At 39.4% G+C, this 21,747-nt stretch carries 24 protein-coding genes and 1 other annotated feature; of the genes, 6 read left to right on the top strand and 18 right to left on the bottom strand.

What is annotated here, in order from left to right:
• The first annotated feature begins 34 nt into the window (after positions 1–34).
• Positions 35–397: a DUF3889 domain-containing protein gene (locus tag DX933_RS06665; protein ID WP_223805898.1), complete on the top strand. Its 363-nt coding sequence runs from the start codon at positions 35–37 to the stop codon at positions 395–397.
• Positions 398–420: 23 nt separating this feature from the next.
• On the opposite strand, the gene DX933_RS06670 is transcribed toward DX933_RS06665, so the two are convergent.
• Together DX933_RS06670 and DX933_RS06675 are read right to left on the bottom strand one after the other, a co-directional pair.
• On the bottom strand, positions 421–546 hold the full coding sequence (locus DX933_RS06670; protein WP_223805900.1) for an Ltp family lipoprotein: 126 nt from the start codon (positions 544–546) through the stop codon (positions 421–423).
• Positions 547–634: 88 nt separating this feature from the next.
• Positions 635–1,810 carry an NAD(P)/FAD-dependent oxidoreductase gene (locus tag DX933_RS06675; protein WP_123315699.1) on the bottom strand — a complete coding sequence of 392 codons (1,176 nt, stop codon included), beginning with the start codon at positions 1,808–1,810 and terminating at the stop codon, positions 635–637.
• A gap of 559 nt (positions 1,811–2,369) precedes the next feature.
• On the opposite strand from DX933_RS06675, the gene DX933_RS06680 reads away from it, so the two are divergent.
• Genes DX933_RS06680 through DX933_RS06690 form a run of 3 tightly spaced genes read left to right on the top strand, consistent with a single transcriptional unit; the run spans position 2,370 to position 4,237 of the window.
• Positions 2,370–2,642: a (2Fe-2S)-binding protein gene (locus DX933_RS06680; protein ID WP_123315700.1), complete on the top strand. Its 273-nt coding sequence runs from the start codon at positions 2,370–2,372 to the stop codon at positions 2,640–2,642.
• Complete coding sequence (locus tag DX933_RS06685) at positions 2,635–3,033, top strand: (2Fe-2S)-binding protein (RefSeq protein ID WP_123315701.1); 399 nt, start codon at positions 2,635–2,637, stop codon at positions 3,031–3,033. The genes DX933_RS06680 and DX933_RS06685 overlap by 8 nt, the downstream gene beginning before the upstream one ends.
• On the top strand, positions 3,026–4,237 hold the full coding sequence (locus DX933_RS06690; RefSeq protein ID WP_123315702.1) for an NAD(P)/FAD-dependent oxidoreductase: 1,212 nt from the start codon (positions 3,026–3,028) through the stop codon (positions 4,235–4,237). Before DX933_RS06685 ends, DX933_RS06690 begins: the two co-directional genes overlap by 8 nt.
• A 128-nt stretch (positions 4,238–4,365) precedes the next feature.
• Here the strand turns inward: DX933_RS06690 and DX933_RS06695 are convergent, their stop codons facing one another.
• Together DX933_RS06695 and DX933_RS18375 are read right to left on the bottom strand one after the other, a co-directional pair.
• Positions 4,366–5,052, bottom strand: a complete 687-nt coding sequence (locus DX933_RS06695; protein WP_123315703.1) for a metallophosphoesterase family protein — start codon at positions 5,050–5,052, stop codon at positions 4,366–4,368.
• 360 nt (positions 5,053–5,412) lie between these two features.
• Positions 5,413–5,586 carry an anti-repressor SinI family protein gene (locus tag DX933_RS18375; protein ID WP_190279436.1) on the bottom strand — a complete coding sequence of 58 codons (174 nt, stop codon included), beginning with the start codon at positions 5,584–5,586 and terminating at the stop codon, positions 5,413–5,415.
• A gap of 368 nt (positions 5,587–5,954) precedes the next feature.
• On the opposite strand from DX933_RS18375, the gene DX933_RS06705 reads away from it, so the two are divergent.
• Positions 5,955–6,554: a short chain dehydrogenase gene (locus tag DX933_RS06705; RefSeq protein ID WP_123315704.1), complete on the top strand. Its 600-nt coding sequence runs from the start codon at positions 5,955–5,957 to the stop codon at positions 6,552–6,554.
• 196 nt (positions 6,555–6,750) lie between these two features.
• Here the strand turns inward: DX933_RS06705 and DX933_RS06710 are convergent, their stop codons facing one another.
• The 8 genes from DX933_RS06710 to DX933_RS06745 form a co-directional block, all read right to left on the bottom strand.
• On the bottom strand, positions 6,751–7,209 hold the full coding sequence (locus tag DX933_RS06710; protein ID WP_123315705.1) for a hypothetical protein: 459 nt from the start codon (positions 7,207–7,209) through the stop codon (positions 6,751–6,753).
• Between the two features lie 26 nt (positions 7,210–7,235).
• Complete coding sequence (locus DX933_RS06715; RefSeq protein ID WP_123315706.1) at positions 7,236–7,583, bottom strand: DUF4260 domain-containing protein; 348 nt, start codon at positions 7,581–7,583, stop codon at positions 7,236–7,238.
• 2 nt (positions 7,584–7,585) lie between these two features.
• Complete coding sequence (locus tag DX933_RS06720; protein ID WP_123315707.1) at positions 7,586–8,623, bottom strand: DUF2332 domain-containing protein; 1,038 nt, start codon at positions 8,621–8,623, stop codon at positions 7,586–7,588.
• Between the two features lie 29 nt (positions 8,624–8,652).
• Entirely contained in the window at positions 8,653–9,240 is a 588-nt protein-coding gene (locus DX933_RS06725; RefSeq protein WP_123315708.1) for a hypothetical protein, read from the bottom strand.
• A gap of 165 nt (positions 9,241–9,405) precedes the next feature.
• Positions 9,406–10,179, bottom strand: a complete 774-nt coding sequence (locus DX933_RS06730; protein ID WP_123315709.1) for an alpha/beta fold hydrolase — start codon at positions 10,177–10,179, stop codon at positions 9,406–9,408.
• 74 nt (positions 10,180–10,253) lie between these two features.
• Positions 10,254–11,669 (bottom strand): sensor histidine kinase, encoded by a 1,416-nt coding sequence (locus tag DX933_RS06735; protein WP_123315710.1) that lies wholly within the window; start codon positions 11,667–11,669, stop codon positions 10,254–10,256.
• Positions 11,654–12,328 (bottom strand): response regulator transcription factor, encoded by a 675-nt coding sequence (locus tag DX933_RS06740; protein WP_123315711.1) that lies wholly within the window; start codon positions 12,326–12,328, stop codon positions 11,654–11,656. The genes DX933_RS06735 and DX933_RS06740 overlap by 16 nt, the downstream gene beginning before the upstream one ends.
• Positions 12,329–12,343: 15 nt before the next feature.
• On the bottom strand, positions 12,344–13,603 hold the full coding sequence (locus tag DX933_RS06745; protein ID WP_123315712.1) for an FG-GAP repeat domain-containing protein: 1,260 nt from the start codon (positions 13,601–13,603) through the stop codon (positions 12,344–12,346).
• 168 nt (positions 13,604–13,771) lie between these two features.
• Here DX933_RS06745 and DX933_RS06750 point away from each other — a divergent pair, with 168 nt between their 5' ends.
• The gene (locus DX933_RS06750; RefSeq protein ID WP_223805899.1) at positions 13,772–14,764 is read left to right on the top strand and encodes a polysaccharide deacetylase family protein; all 993 of its coding nucleotides are present in this window, start codon (positions 13,772–13,774) and stop codon (positions 14,762–14,764) included.
• Between the two features lie 333 nt (positions 14,765–15,097).
• Here DX933_RS06750 and DX933_RS06755 read toward each other — a convergent pair whose 3' ends face one another.
• The 6 genes from DX933_RS06755 to DX933_RS06780 form a co-directional block, all read right to left on the bottom strand.
• Entirely contained in the window at positions 15,098–15,961 is an 864-nt protein-coding gene (locus tag DX933_RS06755; RefSeq protein WP_123315713.1) for a VOC family protein, read from the bottom strand.
• A gap of 164 nt (positions 15,962–16,125) precedes the next feature.
• Complete coding sequence (locus DX933_RS06760) at positions 16,126–16,554, bottom strand: hypothetical protein (protein ID WP_123315714.1); 429 nt, start codon at positions 16,552–16,554, stop codon at positions 16,126–16,128.
• A gap of 21 nt (positions 16,555–16,575) precedes the next feature.
• Positions 16,576–17,052 carry a YrvL family regulatory protein gene (locus tag DX933_RS06765; protein WP_123315715.1) on the bottom strand — a complete coding sequence of 159 codons (477 nt, stop codon included), beginning with the start codon at positions 17,050–17,052 and terminating at the stop codon, positions 16,576–16,578.
• A 94-nt stretch (positions 17,053–17,146) separates the two neighbouring features.
• Complete coding sequence (gene argS / locus DX933_RS06770) at positions 17,147–18,838, bottom strand: arginine--tRNA ligase (RefSeq protein WP_123315716.1); 1,692 nt, start codon at positions 18,836–18,838, stop codon at positions 17,147–17,149.
• A gap of 46 nt (positions 18,839–18,884) precedes the next feature.
• Positions 18,885–19,094, bottom strand: a binding site (T-box leader).
• A gap of 98 nt (positions 19,095–19,192) precedes the next feature.
• A complete protein-coding gene (locus DX933_RS06775) occupies positions 19,193–20,950 on the bottom strand; it encodes a putative ABC transporter permease subunit (protein WP_190279437.1) in 1,758 nt (585 codons plus the stop codon).
• Entirely contained in the window at positions 20,950–21,741 is a 792-nt protein-coding gene (locus DX933_RS06780) for an ABC transporter ATP-binding protein (RefSeq protein WP_123315718.1), read from the bottom strand. Before DX933_RS06780 ends, DX933_RS06775 begins: the two co-directional genes overlap by 1 nt.
• Positions 21,742–21,747: the final 6 nt, after the last annotated feature.

The following is a 21,747-nucleotide window of genomic DNA, read 5'->3' on the forward strand; positions in this document are numbered from 1 at the left end:
CACATCCTAATCACGAGAGAAGGGGTGGATTTTATTGAAAGGATTATTGACAAAAACACTAATTATTTCACTGTTCGTATGGATGCTGCCATGGTCTATTTCATTGCCAAGCTTTCCTCCAGGGACGTTACAAGATGTTTCCTCACAAGAAAAGGAAATCCCGCCTTATGCAAAATGGGGGCGACTGGCAATGAAACGCGTCCAATCCTTATATCCTGATGCAGATATCGTTGATTATCTACACATTGGCAGAGAAGTTGGCGAACATACTTCCATTGAAAAATTTAAACTATGGCTCAAGGATCGAACACATGAATTTGGTGTTTATCTGAACATTGAATTTGATAATCAAACGGAAAAAATAATATTGGTGACACATCATGAAACAGATCGTTGAATGAAAGCATAAGTTAAAGCCGATTAAAGTCCAATTTGATCCACTGCATAGGTTGCTTGTTCATTGCTAAAACCTTCAAACATGAGCTGTTCTATTAGTCCCAATCTTGAAAAATGTGTGTAATCCAAATAATTTTTGCCAGCTTTAATCCATCAAATCGACTGATGAAAGGGAGTCATCTTTTGCTATTCGTATGGTATTCAGCCATACGTAACCTTCATTTAATCCAACCTTTCTTTAAGATACTCCTACTTTTTGAAAACGATCAAAGCTTAAAGGATCAACAGGTATGATTGTTTCTTTTTCTAATAATAATGCTTCAATTAATTTACCTGTTACGGTAGCAAGACTGATTCCATCTCCTTCATGTCCGGCTGCAATGTAAAAACCAGGTACTTCTTCAACAGCAGAGACAATTGGTAAATGGTCAGCGGTCCAAGGGCGAAAACCTGTATAGGTTCGAATCATATTAAAGTCATGCATTTTTGGGAAGAATCGCATAGCTCTTCTTGCCATCGTTTCCACCACCCGAATATCGACGCTGCTATCATAACCTACAAATTGTCTACTACTGCCCAGTAAAAAGTTTTGACTTTCTGTCGGCTCCAGCACTAAGGCTACTCCATGCTTTTCCGTTCGTTCATCCGCAATTCGTTCACGTTCAAATTTATTCATTAGGTAACCAAATTCCATTACATTCCGCATCATAATTGGCTTTTGTCTAGCTCCAACCAAAATATGGCCCTTTCTTGGAACAATTGGAATCTCCACACCCAGCATGTTCCCGATAAATGGTGCCCACACGCCAGCAGCATTTACTACTTTTTTAGCAGTAAAGCTGCCATTGGATGTTTCAATTGTGAAATCTTCCCGTTTGGAAATAGCCTTCACTTCTGTTTGAGTGTGAAGCTTAAGGCCATAATGTTTGGCACGATCAATAAGGGAATAGCAAAATAAATATGGATTGATGAGAGAATCTGTTTCACATGCTAAACCACCTGGAATGTCATCAGCGAAATATGGTGATTCCGCTTTGATATCTGCATGATTCAATAGTTTAAATTTTAACCCAGCATCATTTTGAATCTTCACCCATTCTGCTGCTGCTTCCATTTCTGTATCGTTATCACATACGAGTAAACTACCTAATGCTCTATATTCAAAAGGCAGCTGCAAATCCGTGGCTAAATCTACCGTAAGCTCTTGACTTTTTAAGGACATCAAACTATCGAATCCAGGATCTTTATCAACAATCGTTATATTTCCGTCACAGCGTGAGGAAGTACCACTTGCTATATCTCCTTTTTCTATTAGCATACAATCCATACCTGCTTTAGCAGTATAGTAGGCAATAGCACAGCCAACTATTCCACCACCAATAATCGCAACATCCGCGTGATTCCCCTTATTCATATGCCTTTCCTCCCCCAATTGTCAGGAATATTCCACTGACAATCTATCGTAAAAATATTTTTATTTTAAAAAATGTATCCTATTCTTGCTTCTATGTTAGAATAGCATTGAATCATGTGTCAATCTTTTTCATAGCAACGATGTAAGCAGTTACATAAAGTGAAACTTCAATCAGGGGGGTTTTCGCACTTCCCCCACTGATTGTTAGTTGAACCAATCAGGCCTTTACTGGCTGTTGATCCCCCACTTATAGTTCTTGTTATCAACAAAAATCCTTGATGGGGGGCTTACAGCCAGTTAATCTGTGGTAAAGTGAAACTTCAATCAGGGGGAGTTTTTGCCCTTCCCCCACTGATTGTTAGTTGAACCAATCAGGCCTTTACTGGCTGTTGCTCCCCCACTTACAGTTCTTGTTATCAACAAAAACCCTTGAAGTGGGAGGGCTTACAGCCAGTTAATCTGTGGTAAATTGTGTATTCTGAGTAAATAATAAGCAAAAAACTTGAATCTGGATACACAATAAAAAACGATACCAAGGTTTTGGGGGGAATGGAATCTGATGGATGATTTAATTATTTGCAGATGTGAGGAAGTCTCATTAGCGGACATAAAGAGAACCGCTCATATGTATCAATGTTCTGCACGTGAAGTTAAATTACGTACACGTGCTGGCATGGGATATTGTGGCGGTCGCACATGCAGACCTGCTGTAGATGCAGTTTTGGAAGAAGTGACTGGTGAAAAACCCGGAAATGATATTCCATTGAAAGTTTCTCCGCCGGTAAGACCGGTATCACTTTCAACTTTAGGAGGCAGTGAGCGTCATGAGTAACCATCGTATTATGGATCATCCCGTATTAGGTAAATTAGAAAAAACGGAAGAAATAACCTTTATCTTTGATGGCAAATCATATACAGGTTTTAAAGGAGATACGGTTGCTTCTGCCTTGCTTGCTCACGGAATCCGCCAATTGAGGGTCCAAGAAGAAAGCGGTAATCCTAGAGGAATCTATTGTAATATAGGTCATTGTTTTGAATGCCGTGTCACTATTAACCATGTAGAAGGCGTTCGCTCCTGCATGACACCGATTGAACACAATATGGTGGTAGAAAGCGGCCGACTACAACCAGTACCTTTTAAATCAACTGAAGCAGACAAATTGCCACGTACATATGCTGAATTTGAACGAGGGCTGCACAAGGAGGATGACCCACATGTATGATGTCGTCATTATAGGCGCAGGTCCAGCTGGGTTATCTGCAGCTATCGCCTGTCGCGAATGGGATTTGCATGTATTGGTATTAGATGAATTTCCAAAACCAGGTGGTCGTTTATTAGGTCAACTTCACCAAGAACCAAGCGGAGAATGGTGGAATGGTATCCAAGAAACCAACTTATTATTAGAAAAAGCACAAAAGTACGATACAGATATTCGCTGCGGTGTATCAGCCTATCATATTGAAAAGCTGGAGCATGGCTATGCTATACATACGAATCAAGGAAGCTTTGAAACAGAGAATCTATTATTAGCAACAGGCGCAGCAGAATCCGCAGTACCTGTCCCTGGTTGGACACTTCCTGGAGTGATGTCAATCGGCGCGGCACAAGTAATGACCAATGTTCATCGTGTGAAGGTAGGTCAAAAAGGGATTGTCGTAGGAGTCAATGTGCTTTCTGCAGCCATCGCCCGGGAGCTCCAATTAGCAGGAGTCGAGCTGCACAGTATGGCATTACCAGCATCTAATCCTGCAACTGTCCAGCATAGTAACCCAAATACTGTCATGGACGGCTTAGTTAGAATCGCTCATTTGGCTCCTTCAGCCTTCCTGCGATTTGGCAGTAAATTTGCCAAAGCAAGCTGGGTTCGAAGACTGGCCGTCAAGTTTTATCCCAAAGGTGGCGTGAAAATGTGGGGAATGCCAATCCACATTCGTAAAGCAATCCTTTCCATTAACGGCAACGATAGGGTGGAATCTGTCACCATGTGCCGTATTAATGCGGACGGAGAGCAAATTCCAGGCACAGAGGAAAACATTACAGTAGACTTTGTTTGTATTGCTGGTGGATTATATCCACTTACAGAATTAGCCGCAGTCATCGGCTGCCCATTTCGCTATATGGAAGAGCTTGGTGGACATGTTCCAATCCACAGTGAACGAATGGAAACACCATTAAAGGGCGTATATGTTGCCGGTAATATTACTGGTATTGAAAGCGCCAAAGTAGCACGTGCCCAAGGAGAATTGGCTGGACTATCCATTGCCGCAGACAAATTAAAAGCCCATGCCGATTTACAGCAACATGTTGAAGATGCTGTAAAACTTGTTGCAACTACTAGGGCAGATGCAACAATTCAATTCCATCCGCATATTACTGATGGTCGTCATAAAATGGAACAAGCATTCCAGCAAACAAAATCAAGTTAATCATAATGAGAAGCAAATGGCTCCCTTTCAAGAATGACCTATACATACGGTTCACTCTTTTATAGAGAGCCATTTTTCATTTGTAAAACGATGCTTGAACGTAATTCAGGGATGTCACGTTAATCTATCTATTTTTTTCCAAACATTCCTTTACTTGTATACACTTTACCGCTGTTTAAATCCAGACAATTTAATTGTCCTCCAAATACACATCCACCATCAATACCAATAATACGGTTATTTCCATAATACACATCATAGTTTCCTGATTGATTTAATGCAGCAGTTGGCGTATGCCCAAATACAACTGTCTTTTCCCCTTCATATCCGCGATGAAAAGCATCCCTAATCCAAACCAAATCATGTGGATCAGTCTCAGCAATCGGTTGTCCAGGAACAACTCCCGCATGAACAAAAATATGGGTATCCGTTTCATAATAATAGTCTAGTTGTTTAATGAAATCAACATGGGCAGAAAAAAGCTCCGAATCCGGCAATTGCATCGAATCAATCGTAGAATCATAGCTTTTTAAAGTGAATATCGCACCATTTCTTTCCCAACGTTCCCATGCACCATCCTGTCCGTCTGCTGCAGCAACCATCATATCATCGTGATTACCGCGAAGCACAATTGCACCCGTTTCCTTTAATTCAATAACCTTCTCCAATACAGCTTTGGAATTTGGTCCACGATCTACATAATCACCTAATAAAATAAGCTGATCTTTTTCTGGATTATAATCAGCTAACTTGAGTATATTTTCAAAGGCTGTTATTTCTCCATGTATATCACTCGTTACCAAAGTTCTTTTCATTCCTAATACACTCCCTATCTACCACAATCTCTTTTTTTACTGTAGCAACAGGAAATATAAAAAACAAATAGAAAAGCTTTTCATGCTGAATTTTTAGGTAATAAAATGAAACTTCAATCAGTGGAGATTTTCGCACTTCCATCACTGATAGTTAGTTGAACCAATCTGGCCTTTACTGGCCGCTGATCTGTGATAAAAAATACCAAATAGCTAATAACCCCCTACATCATCCACCATGTAGAGGGTTCCTTCTTTATGTAAATCAATAAAAAATAATAGAGAAAGGGGCTTGATGCAGACTCCGGTTCGTTCATATATATTTCTAGACCACCCCTAGCCCATTTTCACCCCATACAGCTGTTAAATGACGGAATGAATAACCAGCTTATCTTTACGCTGCTTCGCAAGCTTATTCAAAATCCCTTGAACCTCTTTTGTTGATAAGCCAATATTCCTAGCCTGTGTGATTAACTCGACCCATTCCAAATCAACACCTTTATCCTTTTCCTTCCCGGTAAAATGACTCCCCACCATCATTTTTCCCCTTTCTTTCCTTTCTGCCCCCAAGTATATTCTGTGAAAGTTAAATTTAGGTTAAGTTAAACAAAATCGTCATAAACTTATGAAATCTTGGCCATTTTACCACTTCAATCGAACATATCCATAAACAATTTCATTTCTCTTCCACATGAAATCCAATATAATAAGAATCACACGCCTATGATCCTATTCAAAAAAACATTATTCCTTGGATAAACAATCCCTTTATCACTGATTAACTGGCTGTAAGCCCACCAATAATTGAAGTTTCACTTTATTTGGGGAAGTAATAAGGAATCAAGTCTATGCATAGGCTGAAAAATGATATCGGTAACATATACTTTATTAGGGGTGTTATATATATGAAGATTTTATTAGTTGGGGCAACCGGAACAATTGGCCAAATCGTATATGAGGAATTAAAAGCGGACGCGGAAATCATTCAGGCAAGTCGTCATGCGCCAGATTATCCCGTTGATATTACCTCACAAGACAGCATCAAACAGCTGTTCAATCAGGTTGGTCCATTGGATGGGATTATCTGTACAGTTGGGGCGGCACATTTTGGCCCGTTAGAGGAAATGACTCCTGAACAGAATTTAATTGCTGTCCATAGTAAACAGTTGGGACAAATCAATATGGTTTTACTTGGTCAAAAGTATTTACGCGATCATGGAAGTATAACATTGACAACAGGAATCTTAATGGATGACCCACTAAAAACAGCAGCCTCTGCTGCAATGGCAAATGGTGCAGTATCCGCATTTGTAAAATCGGCAGCAATCGAAATACCACGTGGAATCCGTATAAATCATGTTAGTCCATCAATGCTGGAAAAATCGAAAGAAAAGCACGGGAAGTTATTTCAAGGATATGAGCCTGTTTCATCTACGCGAATTGGTTTAGCATATCGGAAAAGTGTTTTCGGGGCACAGACAGGACAGGCATATAAAGTGTATTAGACATTCCGTACGCCAGTTCATACACGGCAACATGCAACCAAATTAAATCAGATTTGTTTATTGTAGGCGATATCAATCAAATGGCTAAACCTGCCCTTTCCATACGCTTAGCAATGCGACTGGCGACGTCCGTATAAGCGTCCTTATCCTATTATTGCAAAATGGAAGGGCATGCAACTCCCCCTTCCATTTTTGTTTAAGGAATTTGAACGACAAATATATAAGAGGCTTCACCATTTGGCCACTCTGCAGTTACCTCCAATATATGACGACCCGATTCTGCAGGTAGATGCAATTGATAATCTGTTAATGGTGCTCGTTTTTTTCGTGTCTCTCCATGCCATTCGTAAATGGACACAGTTGGTTCAGAATCATCACTAAACATAATAACAGCTTCTTCCTCTTTCGTAGCAACTATCCCTTCAAGACCTTCCGCTATTTGTGTCGGGGAAGCAGCATCTGTCATGTTTACAATTGTACTTCCCAGATGTTTGGTTTCCCAGCGAAATCCACCTTTGGTAAGCGGAATTCGCTCATCATTTATAATTAAATATGCTTCTGGTGGGGACGTATTGGAAGGTTGTGCTCCTTCCTGATGGCAAGCTGTCAGTATCAATAAAAACAATAAACCTATGAACAAGCTATTGTTTCGCATTGTCTTCCCCCCATATCCCACTGTATTTAAACCCTTTGTAAGTGGGTGTCCTGAAAACCACTTGGATATTTCAGTCCAAAACCACACATGCGATCCATTCCAATATGAGCACCTAATATAAGTCCTGCTGTAATGATCCAAGGAATTGAAAAAATAATTCCCAATAAGCATAACAGCACAGCTAAAGTGAATGTATGTACGACATTATAAACAATTGCTCCTATTCGCTTATCCCATCCATACGCTAGCATAGATAAATCCGGTGTAAATAATAAAATTATAAATAATAACCAGCTATATCCGTGCACACCATATACATAAAGACATAGAATCAGAATGGCTGCTCCTTCCAAGTGAAGTAAGATTCGATTCAATGCTAACTTCCCCTTTCTTCCGGCAATAGCCAGTTAAACCAGTTTCCATGTGGAGCTGTTTCCGCTAACCGTTCTGTTTTTCGTTTCCCATTAGGATAGGAATCCAAATGTAAAAAGCGATTACCAATATTATTATAAATATGATATAAATCTCGATTCTTTCCTGCAACATCGATATTCTGCATTAATAATGACAACTGACGCTTTGGAAGCTGATTTGCCACATGCGTATGGAAAATACAGATTGCTGTCTGTTCAGGAATACGTGCGATTAGCTTTGGTAACAAACTTACTCCATCACCTTCTATCAGCTCTGGTGGCTGCGCACGTACGACAGCTGCTGCCTGTTCAAACAATTTCCTTCTCACATGATGGCTTGGCCAAATCAATGCCTTTAACCAAGCACAATCTGTTGTTTTACTCACATCGTTAATATGTAAATCCAGTCCAATACGTGCTGCTACATTAGGAATAAACTGATGAAGGTTTGGTAATGTTCCAGTTGTTTTTGCCTCTATTAAAACAGCGGATTGTTTACTCCCGAGTACTTGTCCATCATGATACTGATAGCTATATTGATCCCACAATAACTGCAACCCAGCGCTCGTACCTAATTCAATGAATGTAATTGGCTTTTTTGCTCTTTCTTGCACCAAACAAAAGCTGGGAAATAGATAGCTGCATCGACGCACTTCATTCGTTTGGACAAGTTTCTCTCGTAACAGTTCTTGAATAGCTTGTTTGCGCTCTAGACAGTATCGCTTAAATATCGGAAAACAAAGCTCGGGGCTTCTTGGATTTTCTGTCATGCTACCATAAAAGCCCCGAAGCACATGGTCTTTATCCTGATCCAGCAAATACTGAACTGCAGCAAAAAATAAATTAGGGATTGGTTGATCCTTTCTCGTGTGCAAGCACATATCAAGCAGCTGTTTATCCTTAGCAACCTCAATACTTAATTTTTCATATAATGTGCAGGACCCTTTACACTCTTCCTCTGCAAATCTGACAAAATACGTTGATAGTTTGGAGTCATCCATCCACTTTCCCCCTCGTATCTCATTATTGATTAATTTGTTCGTTTTTTTCTAAATAATAGAATCGAAACAATGATTCCCCCGATGATGATTGCAATCCCATAATAAAGTGTTTCATTGGTGAATGAAAAAGCCCATTTTTCTTTTCCTTCCGTTGGCAGTTTCACATTGGTTTGTTTGGAAACCATTTGAAATAATTTACTTTTTTCAGATGAATCATCCTGTAATTGATCATCCATCACTTGAAGCATACCATTTGGTCCTGCCACCGGAACAAGGAAATTAGTATCCTTTTTTCTTTCTAGAAATAATAGAAAAACCCCTCCATCCACTTGAAATTCTTCTGCCCATCCTACATCCATTTCATCAATGCCAATGGTCGTCATTTCATACGCCTCTCCTGCATAAACATTTTTCACATGAAATGGATAGCCTTGAAAGATATATTTACTTTGTTTTGGCCGTGCAGTAAAATCATAAGTCCCTTCCACAATCACATCTGTACGCTCTAAGATTTCAGCTGAATCTAGTTCTGCCCAGCTTGTTGCAGATACGCTCACGGTTCCAAAACATAATGCTGCAATTACTATAGCTGTCACGGTAGCAAACCTTTTAAGCATGCTGTCCCCTCCTTCTATTGATTAGACGATTCACATACAACAAAGGTTTCATATTTGCTTTTTTCCTAATTGTGTTTGAATCATTATTTCATTGAAGTCCATTATCTATAACCATCTATAACAAAAAAAGAGAACACGAATAATGATATTGTGCCCTCTCCAAAATTACGGAAGTCGATTTGATAAAAAATCTGTAATCAACGCCAAAAAGCGTTCAGGTTCTTCAATATTTGGTGCATGTCCAGATTGTTCAAACAAATAAAAATGGGCATGCGGAATATGATCAGCAATTTCTTTTCCTTGCGCTGGCGGATTTAACCCGTCATACTTTCCACTGATCACTAGCGTTTCCGCGGTTACCTGATTTAATTCATTACGAAAATCAAAATCAGCTAATGCATCTGCAGCAATTTGTTGCTGCTCCGGGATTAGCCTTCCAGGTATAGAAGCCATCCAAGTTCCAACAGCATCTAGATCATGAAAAATATATTGCACCAGCCTCCCAAGCTGTTCGTCAAATGCAAGATGCCCCAGTTCCCTTTGATGTTCAGCCATTAAACCTTCATCCTGATTTTTATGGTGTGCACTTCCAGACACAAGTATTAATTTCTTTACCCGATCAGGTATAGCAATCGCAACGCCTTGTGCAATGTAAGTCCCCATTGACATACCCAGTAAACTTGCCTGCTCTATCTCCAACGTATCCATCAAAGCAATTACATCCTGAATATGATCTGCTAACGAATAGGCATCTGGTTTACTTGATTTGCCATGACCCCTGGCATCATAAGCAATCACACGGTAATGATTATGAAAGTAATTCATTTCCTGCTTTAGCATATGGTGATTACTCGTTAATCCGTGTATTAGGATAAGTACTTCCCCGCTGCCTTTTTCTTCATAAAAAAGCTCCACATCATTCACAGCCAATTGAGGCATGGTCATCCCCTCCACCATTCCATGATATATACTAGTTTAACAAACAAATCCAGTCATTGCCTGCTTTCCTATCATTATTCCCATGACTCCATGGGAATACGTACTGTGACAATTGTTCCTTTCCCTTCCTCACTTTCAATAGCAAGCTTACCATGATGTAATTCAATAATATGCTTGCTAATTGCGAGGCCAAGCCCCACTCCTTTTTCCTTATCATTCGGTTTGTAAAAAGGCGAAACAATATGCGGTAAATCTGATGCCCGTATACCACTACCTTGATCTTTCACAATCATTTTTAAAGCACCATGATCCTGTAAACAGCTTAGTGTTACCGTGCTTTGTGGAGGGCTGTGTTTTATCGCATTGTCAAGTAAATTTATTAATACTTGCTTTACCCGGTTACGGTCAGCCATCACCTTTAAACCTGCTTCACATTCTGTTTCCAGCTTGATTTGCTTTTTGGTTAATTGTTTTTCAAATTGTCTCCGCATTTCGTGAATCAAATGATCCAATAGAAAAACACTTGGATGAATTTGAAACGTATCGGTATTCATTCGTGAAAAATCGAGCAACTCTTCCACTAATGCAATTAATCTTTCTGTTTCACTCGTAATAATTTGCATTCCTTGCTGCGTTTCTTCCCTATCGTTCAAATCTCCACCCAGCAATGTTTCTCCCCAGCCTTTAATACTCGTTAACGGGGTTCTTAATTCATGTGAAATAGAGGAAATAAATTGATCCTTCATTTTTTCATGCTGCAAAAGGGAATGGCACATATCATTAAAAGAAGCTGCCAATGTACCAAGCTCCCCTATATAATTTTCATCAATACGTTTATCAAATTCGCCCTCAGCAAATCGTTTGGAGGCTTCGGTGAGCTGTGATAACGGTGTCGTAATTTTCCTAGCCAAAGCCTTACTAAGCAGTAGCACAATCACAATAATTCCTATCCCAATTGCAACCGCAATGGTACCCTGTCTTTCAACAAGCCGATCAATATTCTCTAAAGAAATAACATATCGAAAATAGAGCTCTGTCTCATCGTCGTAAACAAGTGGAACAACAGTAGCCATCACACGTTCATCCGTTCCGGGATTTCTTCCTTTCCAAATACTTGGTTCATTTTGTTTTGCTGCGTGCAATGCAGAAAGCGAGATAGATTCATTCGGTAAAAATCCTGTCGAAGATGCAAGCACCGCACCGGTTGGAGAGACAATTTGCATCTCTGTTCCTTGCATTTGAAATTCATTTAACATATCCTGCATCATGTTTTTTCCATTTGCAGGCGTCCATTCTGTAAAACGCATGGCAAAGCTTCCAGCGTTCTTTGCATGAGAGGATAATAGCTGTTCGGTATTTTTATAATAATATTGATAAATGCTAACGAAGAAAACAACTTCCAATAATACCACTGTTAGGGAAATAATAAATAAATGGAGCATCAGAAGGCGTCTTCCAATGCCTTTTCGCTGCCTCATATTTTTTCCCATTTATATCCATATCCCCATACCGTTTGTATATGAACTGGATGAGATGGATCTGCTTCCACCTTTTGACGAATCCGTCGAATATTAACATCGACTACTTTTGGATCTCCTGGAAAGTCCAATCCCCATACTTCATCTAATACATCATTCCGACTAACCGCTTTACCTTTTGCAAGATCCAGGATGGATAGAATCTGATACTCCGTTGGTGATAACTCAATTGGTTCTCCATCATTAATCAAGCAGCGTTTCGAGCGATCCAGCTTTAATCCGATCTGTTTGGAATGAATCAATGGCTGAATGCGACGTAATAAGGACTGCACCCTTGCAATCAATTCATTCACACTAAACGGCTTTGACATGTAATCATCTGCACCATTTACAAGACCTGTTACTTTATCTGCCTCCATTGTTTTCGCCGTTAGCATAATAATCCCTACCTGTTTATTAAATGTGCGAACTTCTTTGGCAACTTCAAAGCCATCTATACCAGGCAGCATAATATCAAGAATAAGGATCGCAATATCCTGCTCCTCCTGAATAATGCTTAAACCATCTTCACCTGTCTCCGCTTCATACACGCTGTATCCTTTTCGCTGTAAATTTAACTTAATAAAGGATCTGATATTTTCTTCATCTTCTATGATTAATATTTTTTCCATATAGTCATCCCTTAATCAGTTCACTTCATCTAGTGAATTTATTAATTGAAATAAATGCTTCTTATCTTTGTCTACCGTGCTAGAAAAATATCTATAATCACCATGTTTGGCGAGTAATTGCCAATCACCAGAGGGTTTTTCCTTGTTCGTAACGAGTACATCAAAAAACACAACATCCGTCCCTGCCGGTTTCAATTCTACATGTGTTCGGTCCTCTGATTGATCAATTTCCAATCTAGGCCAATCCGTTGGAATATCTATTTTATAGCTATAGTCATAATTATAGAAGCCTTTTGTAACTGCCTTAGGTTTCCATTTATCGGAAAGCTGATAATGCACTGTTATATAAGGTGTATCTACATATGGAAGGGGCTCTTCCATATATGGTTCTTCCAATACACCAAATTCAAGGATGCCATCCTCATTACTATCCTCGGAGTTGACGCTGGATGGTTTTAATGTTGGATTTTCCTCCGTCACCTCAAATATATCTTCCATATGTCCTTCCGCAACATGTATAACAAATGTCATCGCTGCATGTGCACCAATTCCTGCATCCAGCATCATACCTGTTTTATTTTTTGAGATACGTCCACTTTCCATATGGTAGTAACCATTAATATAGGGATCCAGTTCCAGGTCATCCACCTGTACAAGCGATTCTGACTCGTAATTATAAAGAGAGACCGTATTACGTTGTCCTCGATTAAGTTTAATCAGTACCAATTGGTCCTCATTTGAGGTATCGAATGAATCCACAAGGAATGTCGTATAAGGTTTATCCAACAATACATTGGAAGGTGCTTCTGAAAAAACATCATACACGAGCATCCCGTAATCCTCAGAATCCTCTGCATAGGCAAAGCCCGCTAATATTTCTTTCTTTCCATCCTGATTTAAATCAGCAAAATCCAGATCAACCAAAATGGTCCCTTCTCCTCTGATATCGGAAATTTTCTTCCAGCCATGGTCATTTTTAAATACCATTCCCCTTACAGGATCGGAAGGGTGCTGTGTTTTATAAAATACAACCGCCTCTTCCTTTCCATCATTGTCCAAGTCAATAAGGATATTTGCATTGCTTTCTTCACTATGGACAGGAGCAACAAGCTCTACATGATCAGGGAGGCTTTTTGTAATCGCCTGTTTGATTTCATCTTTATCACTTGGCAGCTGTGGTGGTGTAATTAAGGTCGTATTCGTTTCAAAAAAAGAACAGCCTGCCATTAGGAGCATCACACCCAAAAGCAACAACCAATTTATGATTCGTTTCAATATATTCATCCTTCTTACCTTTTGTCTTCTATTGTTATATTATAGCGAATTTAGCGCTTGAAAAATATCAATTTGGTTACAGTGAGATTGTCATTTTTATGTAACTACTACGTGAAAAAAATAGAATAAGATATTAATAGATAGAAATTGATCAAGGGGTGGAGATTATTGTCACGAGTATCAGAGAGAAAAAGAAAAATGACACGTATTGGAAAGGTAACAATTGGCATCCTCGTCGTCCTGGTAATGCTATTATTTTATTTTACTTGGGAGCTGCTTGCTGATAATCGGGTAGAGGCTGGCAATGGTGATAAACAAAAGAATAAACAAGAGCTTGTTACCGGTTCAAAGCCAAACACGGAAAATCAAGAGGAAAAGAATCCATCATCCAAGTCTGAAAAACTGGACAAAGACACGGATTCATCAACAAAGCAAGATGAACAGTCAGCAAAACAAGCAAATAAGAAGAAGGAAGATGCTGAAGTAGAGAAGAATCAAACTGAACATCAAACAGATCAGCAGCAAGCAGAAAAAGAAAAGGCTCCAGCTAAGGAACCATCTGGAACGGGTAAGACTATTTATTTAACATTTGATGATGGCCCCCACCCACAAGCAACTGATCGTATTATTCAGTTACTCGAACAATATAATGCGAAAGCAGCCTTCTTTATGCTGCAACCAAATATGAGAAACAATCCTGAGCTTGTTCAGCACATGGTTGATCATGGACATACAGTTGGCGCTCACGGCGTTACACATAATGCAAAGAAAATCTATCAATCTCCACAAACTTTTGTCCAGGAGATGAATACGACTTTGGATTTTATTAAACAAACAACTGGAGTTGCATCTAAACTCATTCGGGCACCATATGGTTCAAAGCCATATATCACCCCGCCTTTCCAGGCTGCTTCAGATCAGCAAGGATTCATTTTATGGGATTGGAATATCGATTCTGAGGATTGGAAACGAACAGATGGCAGCTTTGTCCCTTACACCATTCAACAGGTTAACCAATATCAAGGGCATGAATCACTTGTAGTATTACTTCATGAACGGCCAACAACTGCGGATCATTTAGAGGGATTACTACAATATTTTCAAAGCAATGGATACGATATGCAAGCATTAGATGCAGCAACGACACCAGTACAATTCTGATTAGAGACTGGGAATAAACCCAGTGAAACATAACAAAAAGGAGTTTCGGTAAATTATTTTTACTGAAGCTCCTTTTCATTTTATTTGATTAACTTCACAGTCCACAGGCCAGCCCCAACCAATAAAGAAATTCACTCTCTGTGTTGGTTCCGAACACGGCTAGTCTCGTAGGATTCTCCGTGGATTTATTCCACTTTAATTAATATAGACGTACTAAAAGAGCACGCTCCTGTAAAATCACCATCATTTACGCATATGCTCTTTATGTTTTAAATATCATACCATGCATCAAGTCGTTTTGCCTTTAGATGAGATGAGAGACTCGTTATGTCCCTATTTATCATGAGGGGCAATGACTAGCTTTATTCGGTTACCAGATGGATCTGCTGTCCAAACTTGATCTGCTTCTTTCCGCACCTGAAATCCCAATTTCGCTAGGCACTCCACCATTTGTTCTCTTAAACTTACATCGGGAATAGCGAGCGAAAACCATTGTAATCCTACACTGTTTTTCGTAGGCTGTTCTGCACCGGCACCATTCCACACATTCACAGCAATATGATGATGATAATGCTTCGTTGATAAAAACAAGGCACCAGGATAAGTTGTCGTGACGGAAAACCCTAAGCCTTGCACATAAAATACCTTTGCCGCTTCTACATCGGCAACATGTAGATGGATATGCCCTATGATTGTTTCACTTGGTAGTGTATGCCATTCTGGATAATCTTCCGCAAGCAAGTCATCTCCATCCAATGGATCTGTCGTCATCGCCACCTGTTGCTTGTTCCAATGCCAGTTCGTAGAGGGCCGGTCATGATATACCTCTATGCCATTTCCATCTGGATCATTTAAATACAATGCTTCACTAACCAAGTGATCTGCTGCACCAAGCGGATATTTCTTACGTAGCATATACGCTAAAAAAGCAGCCAAATCTGTCCGGGCCGGTAATAGTATCGCAACATGGTACAATCCTGCTTTTCGTTCTTCCTTTGGCAAAACCCCTTCAGGTTGAACCAGACGTAACAATGGGCGTATACCATCAGCCGTCAATACCGCTTCTTGATTCGACTCAGATAATATTTGAAATCCAATCATATCTGTATAAAACAAAATAGAACGTGTAAGATCCATCACCTGTATACTTACCTCGTCAATATAAATGGCTGGTTCCGTAAAAAAACGTTTTTCCATCTATCATCCATCCCTATTATTAACATTTGATAACTAACTTACTATATATAACTATCATAGCATAACAATATATTAGAAGCATCATTTTAGTATTGAATAGCCGAACAAAAAAGAGCAACCCCTTTATGACGATCATAAAAGGATTGCTCATTTATTTGTTTTAACTATTTATGTTTCTTGGCAGCTTCCGTTTCTTCCAGCGCAATAAATGTTTTCGTTTTTCTAATTGGAATTTGATGTTTCCTTGCATATTTAAATAAATCATCTAAAACCCGCTCCGGTTTATAATTAGAAATTAAAATACCTAAACCCTTCACCGGCTTAATCGAAACACCCTTCGTTTGCGCGCCAATTCTTCGATAACGAAAATGCTTGATTTCATTTGGTGCATATTCACGATGGTAAATAACCATGCCAAATAAACGTGCACGAAAAGCTATTTTTTTATCCACTTCTAACTCATAACGTACAGCTATAAAAAAAACGAGTAATGCTAGCGGCAGAATGGTAATATAATTTGCCCTTGTCGATAAACAAACAATGACAAGCAGAACCATAAAAAAGTATTGCTGACTTTTTCCAACATATGTCATGTTCAACCCTCATATCCAAGATTATGTTTTTTCATTTGTTTTGCCTTTGTGATGCCTCTGCTTCTTCTTGTCATCATCAAAAACAACATCGAGCATAAATAAAAGAAATGCAATAATAACCTTTGCAAAAAATGTAATCTGAATCCCCGTCATCACGGAATCAATGATAGATAATACAAGCAAATTCATACTGGTTATCACAATGAAATGCATGATTATTGCGCCACTTTTTCCAGTAACCTGCTTACCTGCAACATATGCCAGCCCCTTTGCCAGGATATCTGTAAACAGACTAATGATAAAATATGCCAGCACGAAGACAAATAATGTTCCCATTGAATTATAGGTGACGCCGAGTAATCGAAACAATCCTGCAAAGCCAAAATAAAATAATCCAAACAAAAAGCCCAATGCTGCTAAAACAAGTAAACCAAGCAAGAAAAACACAAATGCTTTTCCAGCCCAACCTAGTGAATCAGATGGTGACTTTTTCCCCATTGGCACACTCCCCCGTTTCACTAATCTCCTACTCTATGATAGTTTAAAATCATCCAGTCTTCAATGATAAGCAAGCTTTAAATCATTCGTATCACTACATGGACTCAGGCGCCTTCAATCCCAGTAAGCGAAGCCCCTCTTTTAGAACAATCGTGACACATTGCACCAAAGCTAATCTACCTTGCATATGTTCATCTGCCTGAAGCACCTTAACTTGATTATAATATTTATTAAATTCCTGAGATAGTTGAAATACATATTTGGCAATTTCGGATGGTTCAAATTGCTTAAAAGCTGTTTCAATTGCATTTGGAAATGCCATTAATTGCTTGATAACCGCCCAGCTATAATCATCCGTTAGCCCGATTGCAGATGGCTGAATTGCTTGAGCAGCAGCATTCGCCAATATCGAACATGCCCTTGCATGGGTATATTGAACATATGGGCCAGTCATCCCTTCAAATTTGAGCATTCCCTCTAGAGAAAATTCAATGTGGTTTTGCCTTTCATGCCTTAAATCCTGAAAAATGATTGCACCTACCCCAACCTGTTTGGCTACCTCATGTTTATTTTTTAAAGTAGGGTTCTTCGCTTCAATATTTTTCGCAGCTAGTTCAATCGCTTCTTCAATCACTTTCTCCAACAGTACAACCTTTCCTTTTCTGGTGGACATCTTTTTTCCATTCTTTAATATAAAACCAAATGGAACATGGACCATATCCTTTGCCCAAGGATAATTCATTTTTTCCAAGGTCAAAAATACTTGCCGAAAATGAAGCTGCTGCTCCTGTCCAACTACATAAATCGCTTTTGCAAAATGATACGTATCCTGCCGATAACGTGCAGCAGTTAAATCCCTCGTAGCATATAAAGTCGCTCCATCAGATTTCTTAATTAAACAAGGTGGCAGATCATATTCATCCAGCCTTACTACCTCTGCCCCTTTGGAGGGACTTAATAATCCCTTTTCTTGGAGCAGCTCTACTGTTCGTTCCATTTTATCATTATAAAAAGCTTCACCATGATAGCTGTCAAAATGAATGCCAAGCAGTTCATAAATACGATTAAATTCCTGGAGCGATACATCTCGAAACCATTCCCATAGCTGGTGTGCCTCCGCTTCTCCGTCCTCAAGCTTTTTAAACCATGCACGTGCTTCATCTTCTAATGCTGGGGACTCTATAGCTTTTTCATGAAATTCCACATACAGCTTTAGCAGTTCGGGAATGGGATTTGCTCTAACCTTTTCTTCCACTCCCCAATGCTTATAAGCCGTAATAAGCTTACCAAACTGTGTTCCCCAATCACCTAAATGATTAATCCTCACAGCATGATAACCACATTTTTCAACAATATTTGCTAGTGCATTTCCGATCACAGTGGAGCGCAGATGCCCCATGGAAAATGGCTTCGCAATATTAGGTGAGGAAAAATCAATCGTTATCTGCTCGCCATTCCCTACTTGCACATCACCATAATGATTCCCTTTCAATAAGATTTGTTTCATCCAGGCAGCACTTACCTGATGCTTATCAAAAAAGCAATTGACATATGGTCCATTCGCTTCTATCTTCGCAAATAGAGTGTGATGAATGACTTGGGCCAATCCTTTCGCAATTTCAACGGGGGATTGCCGTTTGATTTTTGCCAATGCAAAACAAGGAAAGGCAAGGTCACCTTGTTTGGCATACTTTGGCTTTTCAATCAGCTCCTCCAATTCCGTTACAGTTAATGATTCCCCAATATGCTTGGATAGTTCATGTGCGTATAATTGCTTTAATTCCATCTCTAATCTTCCTCCTATACAAAATAAAATCCCGTCCCTCCATTATTGGAGAGACGGGATTCACCCGCGGTGCCACTCTTATTGTTCTAAAGAACCTGCTCAAACATAGATAACGGGTTTTGTCCCGGCAAGCCCTACTTTTTTCAGACTGCTTCTCCAAAGTGCGTTTCATTATGCCTTGATTATGGGGCTTACACCTGTTCCCCACTCGCTCATAAATCAGCTGCATAATTACTCTCTTTATCATCGAATTTGATGGATATTATTCTAATGTAGTCCCTATTAAAAGTCAACATAATCTTATAAAGTGAAACTTTGGCTTACAGCGCAGTTAATCGGTGATAACAAGGACCTTTAATATAAACTACCGCCTGTATTACGTTTGCCAAATAAAGGCTTTGCACTGGATTCATTCACAATATCAATTTTAATGCCTTGATTCAATTTACGTGCACTTAGTTTGCTGAACAACCAAGTAATTCCGCCTGCTATAATAAGCAATACGACAGCCCCGACAAGCCACATCAACGTCGGGTAGCTCATTTTTAACTGAACTGCTTTTAATACGAAAGTGACAATCATACCTTTGAAGCCTGTTATACCATGATCTAAATTCGCGGGTAATGTAATCTCGTCTACCGGCAAAATCATATAGCCAAAAGGTAATAATGCCAATATCAAATAGACATATGACACAATCATCAATAAAATAGACACCCCAAAATTCAATCGTTGTTGCGGGTTGGTTGGATGATATTTCGCACCAATTGTACCTAAATACAAGCCTAGTGAACTAATTCCCATTGTAATGACAGCTTTGACGACAATTCCTAATACGAACTGTGGAATGGTCCAGCCTAGTAAAACACCAATAATTACTTCAATTGTCGTTAACAAGATAAATGGCAGGAGCCAGCTAACCAGAAGCTTTCCAAATGCCAAATCCCTGCCGGAAACCGGAATTAACCTTAGGATCCACATGGCAGCACCTTCACGACCAATAGAGGAGGCGGCCACCATTCCATTTGACATTGCGTAGATAAACAATAATACACCTTGTGCAATTGGCCAGGATATCGCATGGTATCCCTGTAAACTACTTAATTTTCCACCGCCTGTCAGAAATCCAACGGTTCCAAAAATGATAAAGAATAAAATCGGCATAAGAACGAGCCATTCCCGTATATCACGTTTGACCGCTAACCATTCTTTTCTAGCAACTGCTTGAATAGGATGATGCAATTTCGTGGTCTGCTTTTGGTTCCGCTTCTTTTTCTTCGTATTGCTACCCTCACTAAGACGAATCCAACCGGTTCGAAAGCCTCTTTCCACAATACTGGACGTAATAAAAATGAAAATTCCCGCCAACATAATGAGTAACAATAAGGGAAGTGCAAACCCCATGCTACCATTTGCTGCTTCTAATATGGCATGACTTCCCCAAGTCATTGGCACCCATTTTGGAAATAGCGGCAATCCAGCCAGCATTTTTTCTAATAAGGTCTGCTCTCCGGTCATATTCGGAAGCATGAATACCATATAAACAATCAATCCGGAAAATACACTCATAACTGTCATGAGTTCATTTGCTCGACTAGCTGGGACAATTTGGACCAATAGTAAATTAAATAAATAAGCTAGTGACAAGCCAATTAATACCATAGCCAATAGAACAAAGATTAATACAGGATAAAATAAGTAACTTGCTCCTGAGGCAATCCCATATAATATTGCTGGCAATAGAATAAATAAGGATGCGAATAACGGAATTCCCACAAAGCTTTGCATGTATTTAATCCAAAAGATATTTCTTGTTTTTATAGGTAACGTAAATAATAGCGTTAAATCCGACATGGAAAACAAATGCTTAAATACTTGTGGGGTTCCTAATAAAACAATTAAACCGATTACCGCCATAAATGCGTACGAAAGGAGTCCTTCCAATACTGGATCTGTAATAAGATCGGCAAGCGACCAAATACCACCAGAAACAAAATAAAGCAAGATGCCAAGAACGGCAAATGAAATAATATAACTAGCATAGCCTTTAAGCTCTTGGGTTTTGACTGTATTCATAAACATTCGAAAATGATTTTTTAATAATACACGCATCATGGAGAAACACCTGAATCCTGCTCTGACATTTCCTTAATCACGGCCTGCTGTGCTTCATCCCCAGTCAATTCCAGGAAAATATCCTCCAGGCTACCAGCACTTCCACCCTCCAACGCACGTAGCTCATCCATCGTTCCAAGCGCAATAATATCACCATGAGAAATAATCCCAATCCGGTCACACATCTGTTCGGCAATCTCTAATATATGTGTTGTGATAAATACCGTCATGCCATCGTCACAACGACTACGCAACAGGTTTTTTAGGTTTCGGGCACTTTTGGGATCCAAGCCAACAGTCGGCTCGTCCAGAAATAAAATATCTGGATCATGAACCAATGCGCCACATATTGCTATTTTTTGTTTCATACCATGTGAATAGCTTTCAATTAACTCATCTGCCCGGTCCTTCAATCCAAAAATCGCCAGCAATTCATTCGCATTCTTTTCATACGTATCTTTCTCCATCCGAAAAACAGAGGAAATAAACTCCAAATACTCCCAACCAGTCAATTTTGGATACAAATTTGGTTGATCCGGAACATAGGAAATAAGCTGTTTTGCCTTTATTGGTTCCTTCCAAATATCAACACCATTTAGCTCAATTGTGCCTTCAGACGGTTCAAGCAATCCTGTCATCATTTTAATGGTTGTCGTCTTTCCAGCACCATTCGGACCAAGAAATCCAAATAACTCCCCTTTTTGCACATCCAAATGGATATGTTTAACGGCCTCATTTCTTCCATAAGCTTTTGTTAATCCGCTAATTTGAATCGCTTTTTCTGACAAACAATC

This window comes from Ornithinibacillus gellani, from assembly GCF_003730295.1.
In the GTDB taxonomy this organism is placed as follows: domain Bacteria; phylum Bacillota; class Bacilli; order Bacillales; family Amphibacillaceae; genus Ornithinibacillus_A; species Ornithinibacillus_A gellani.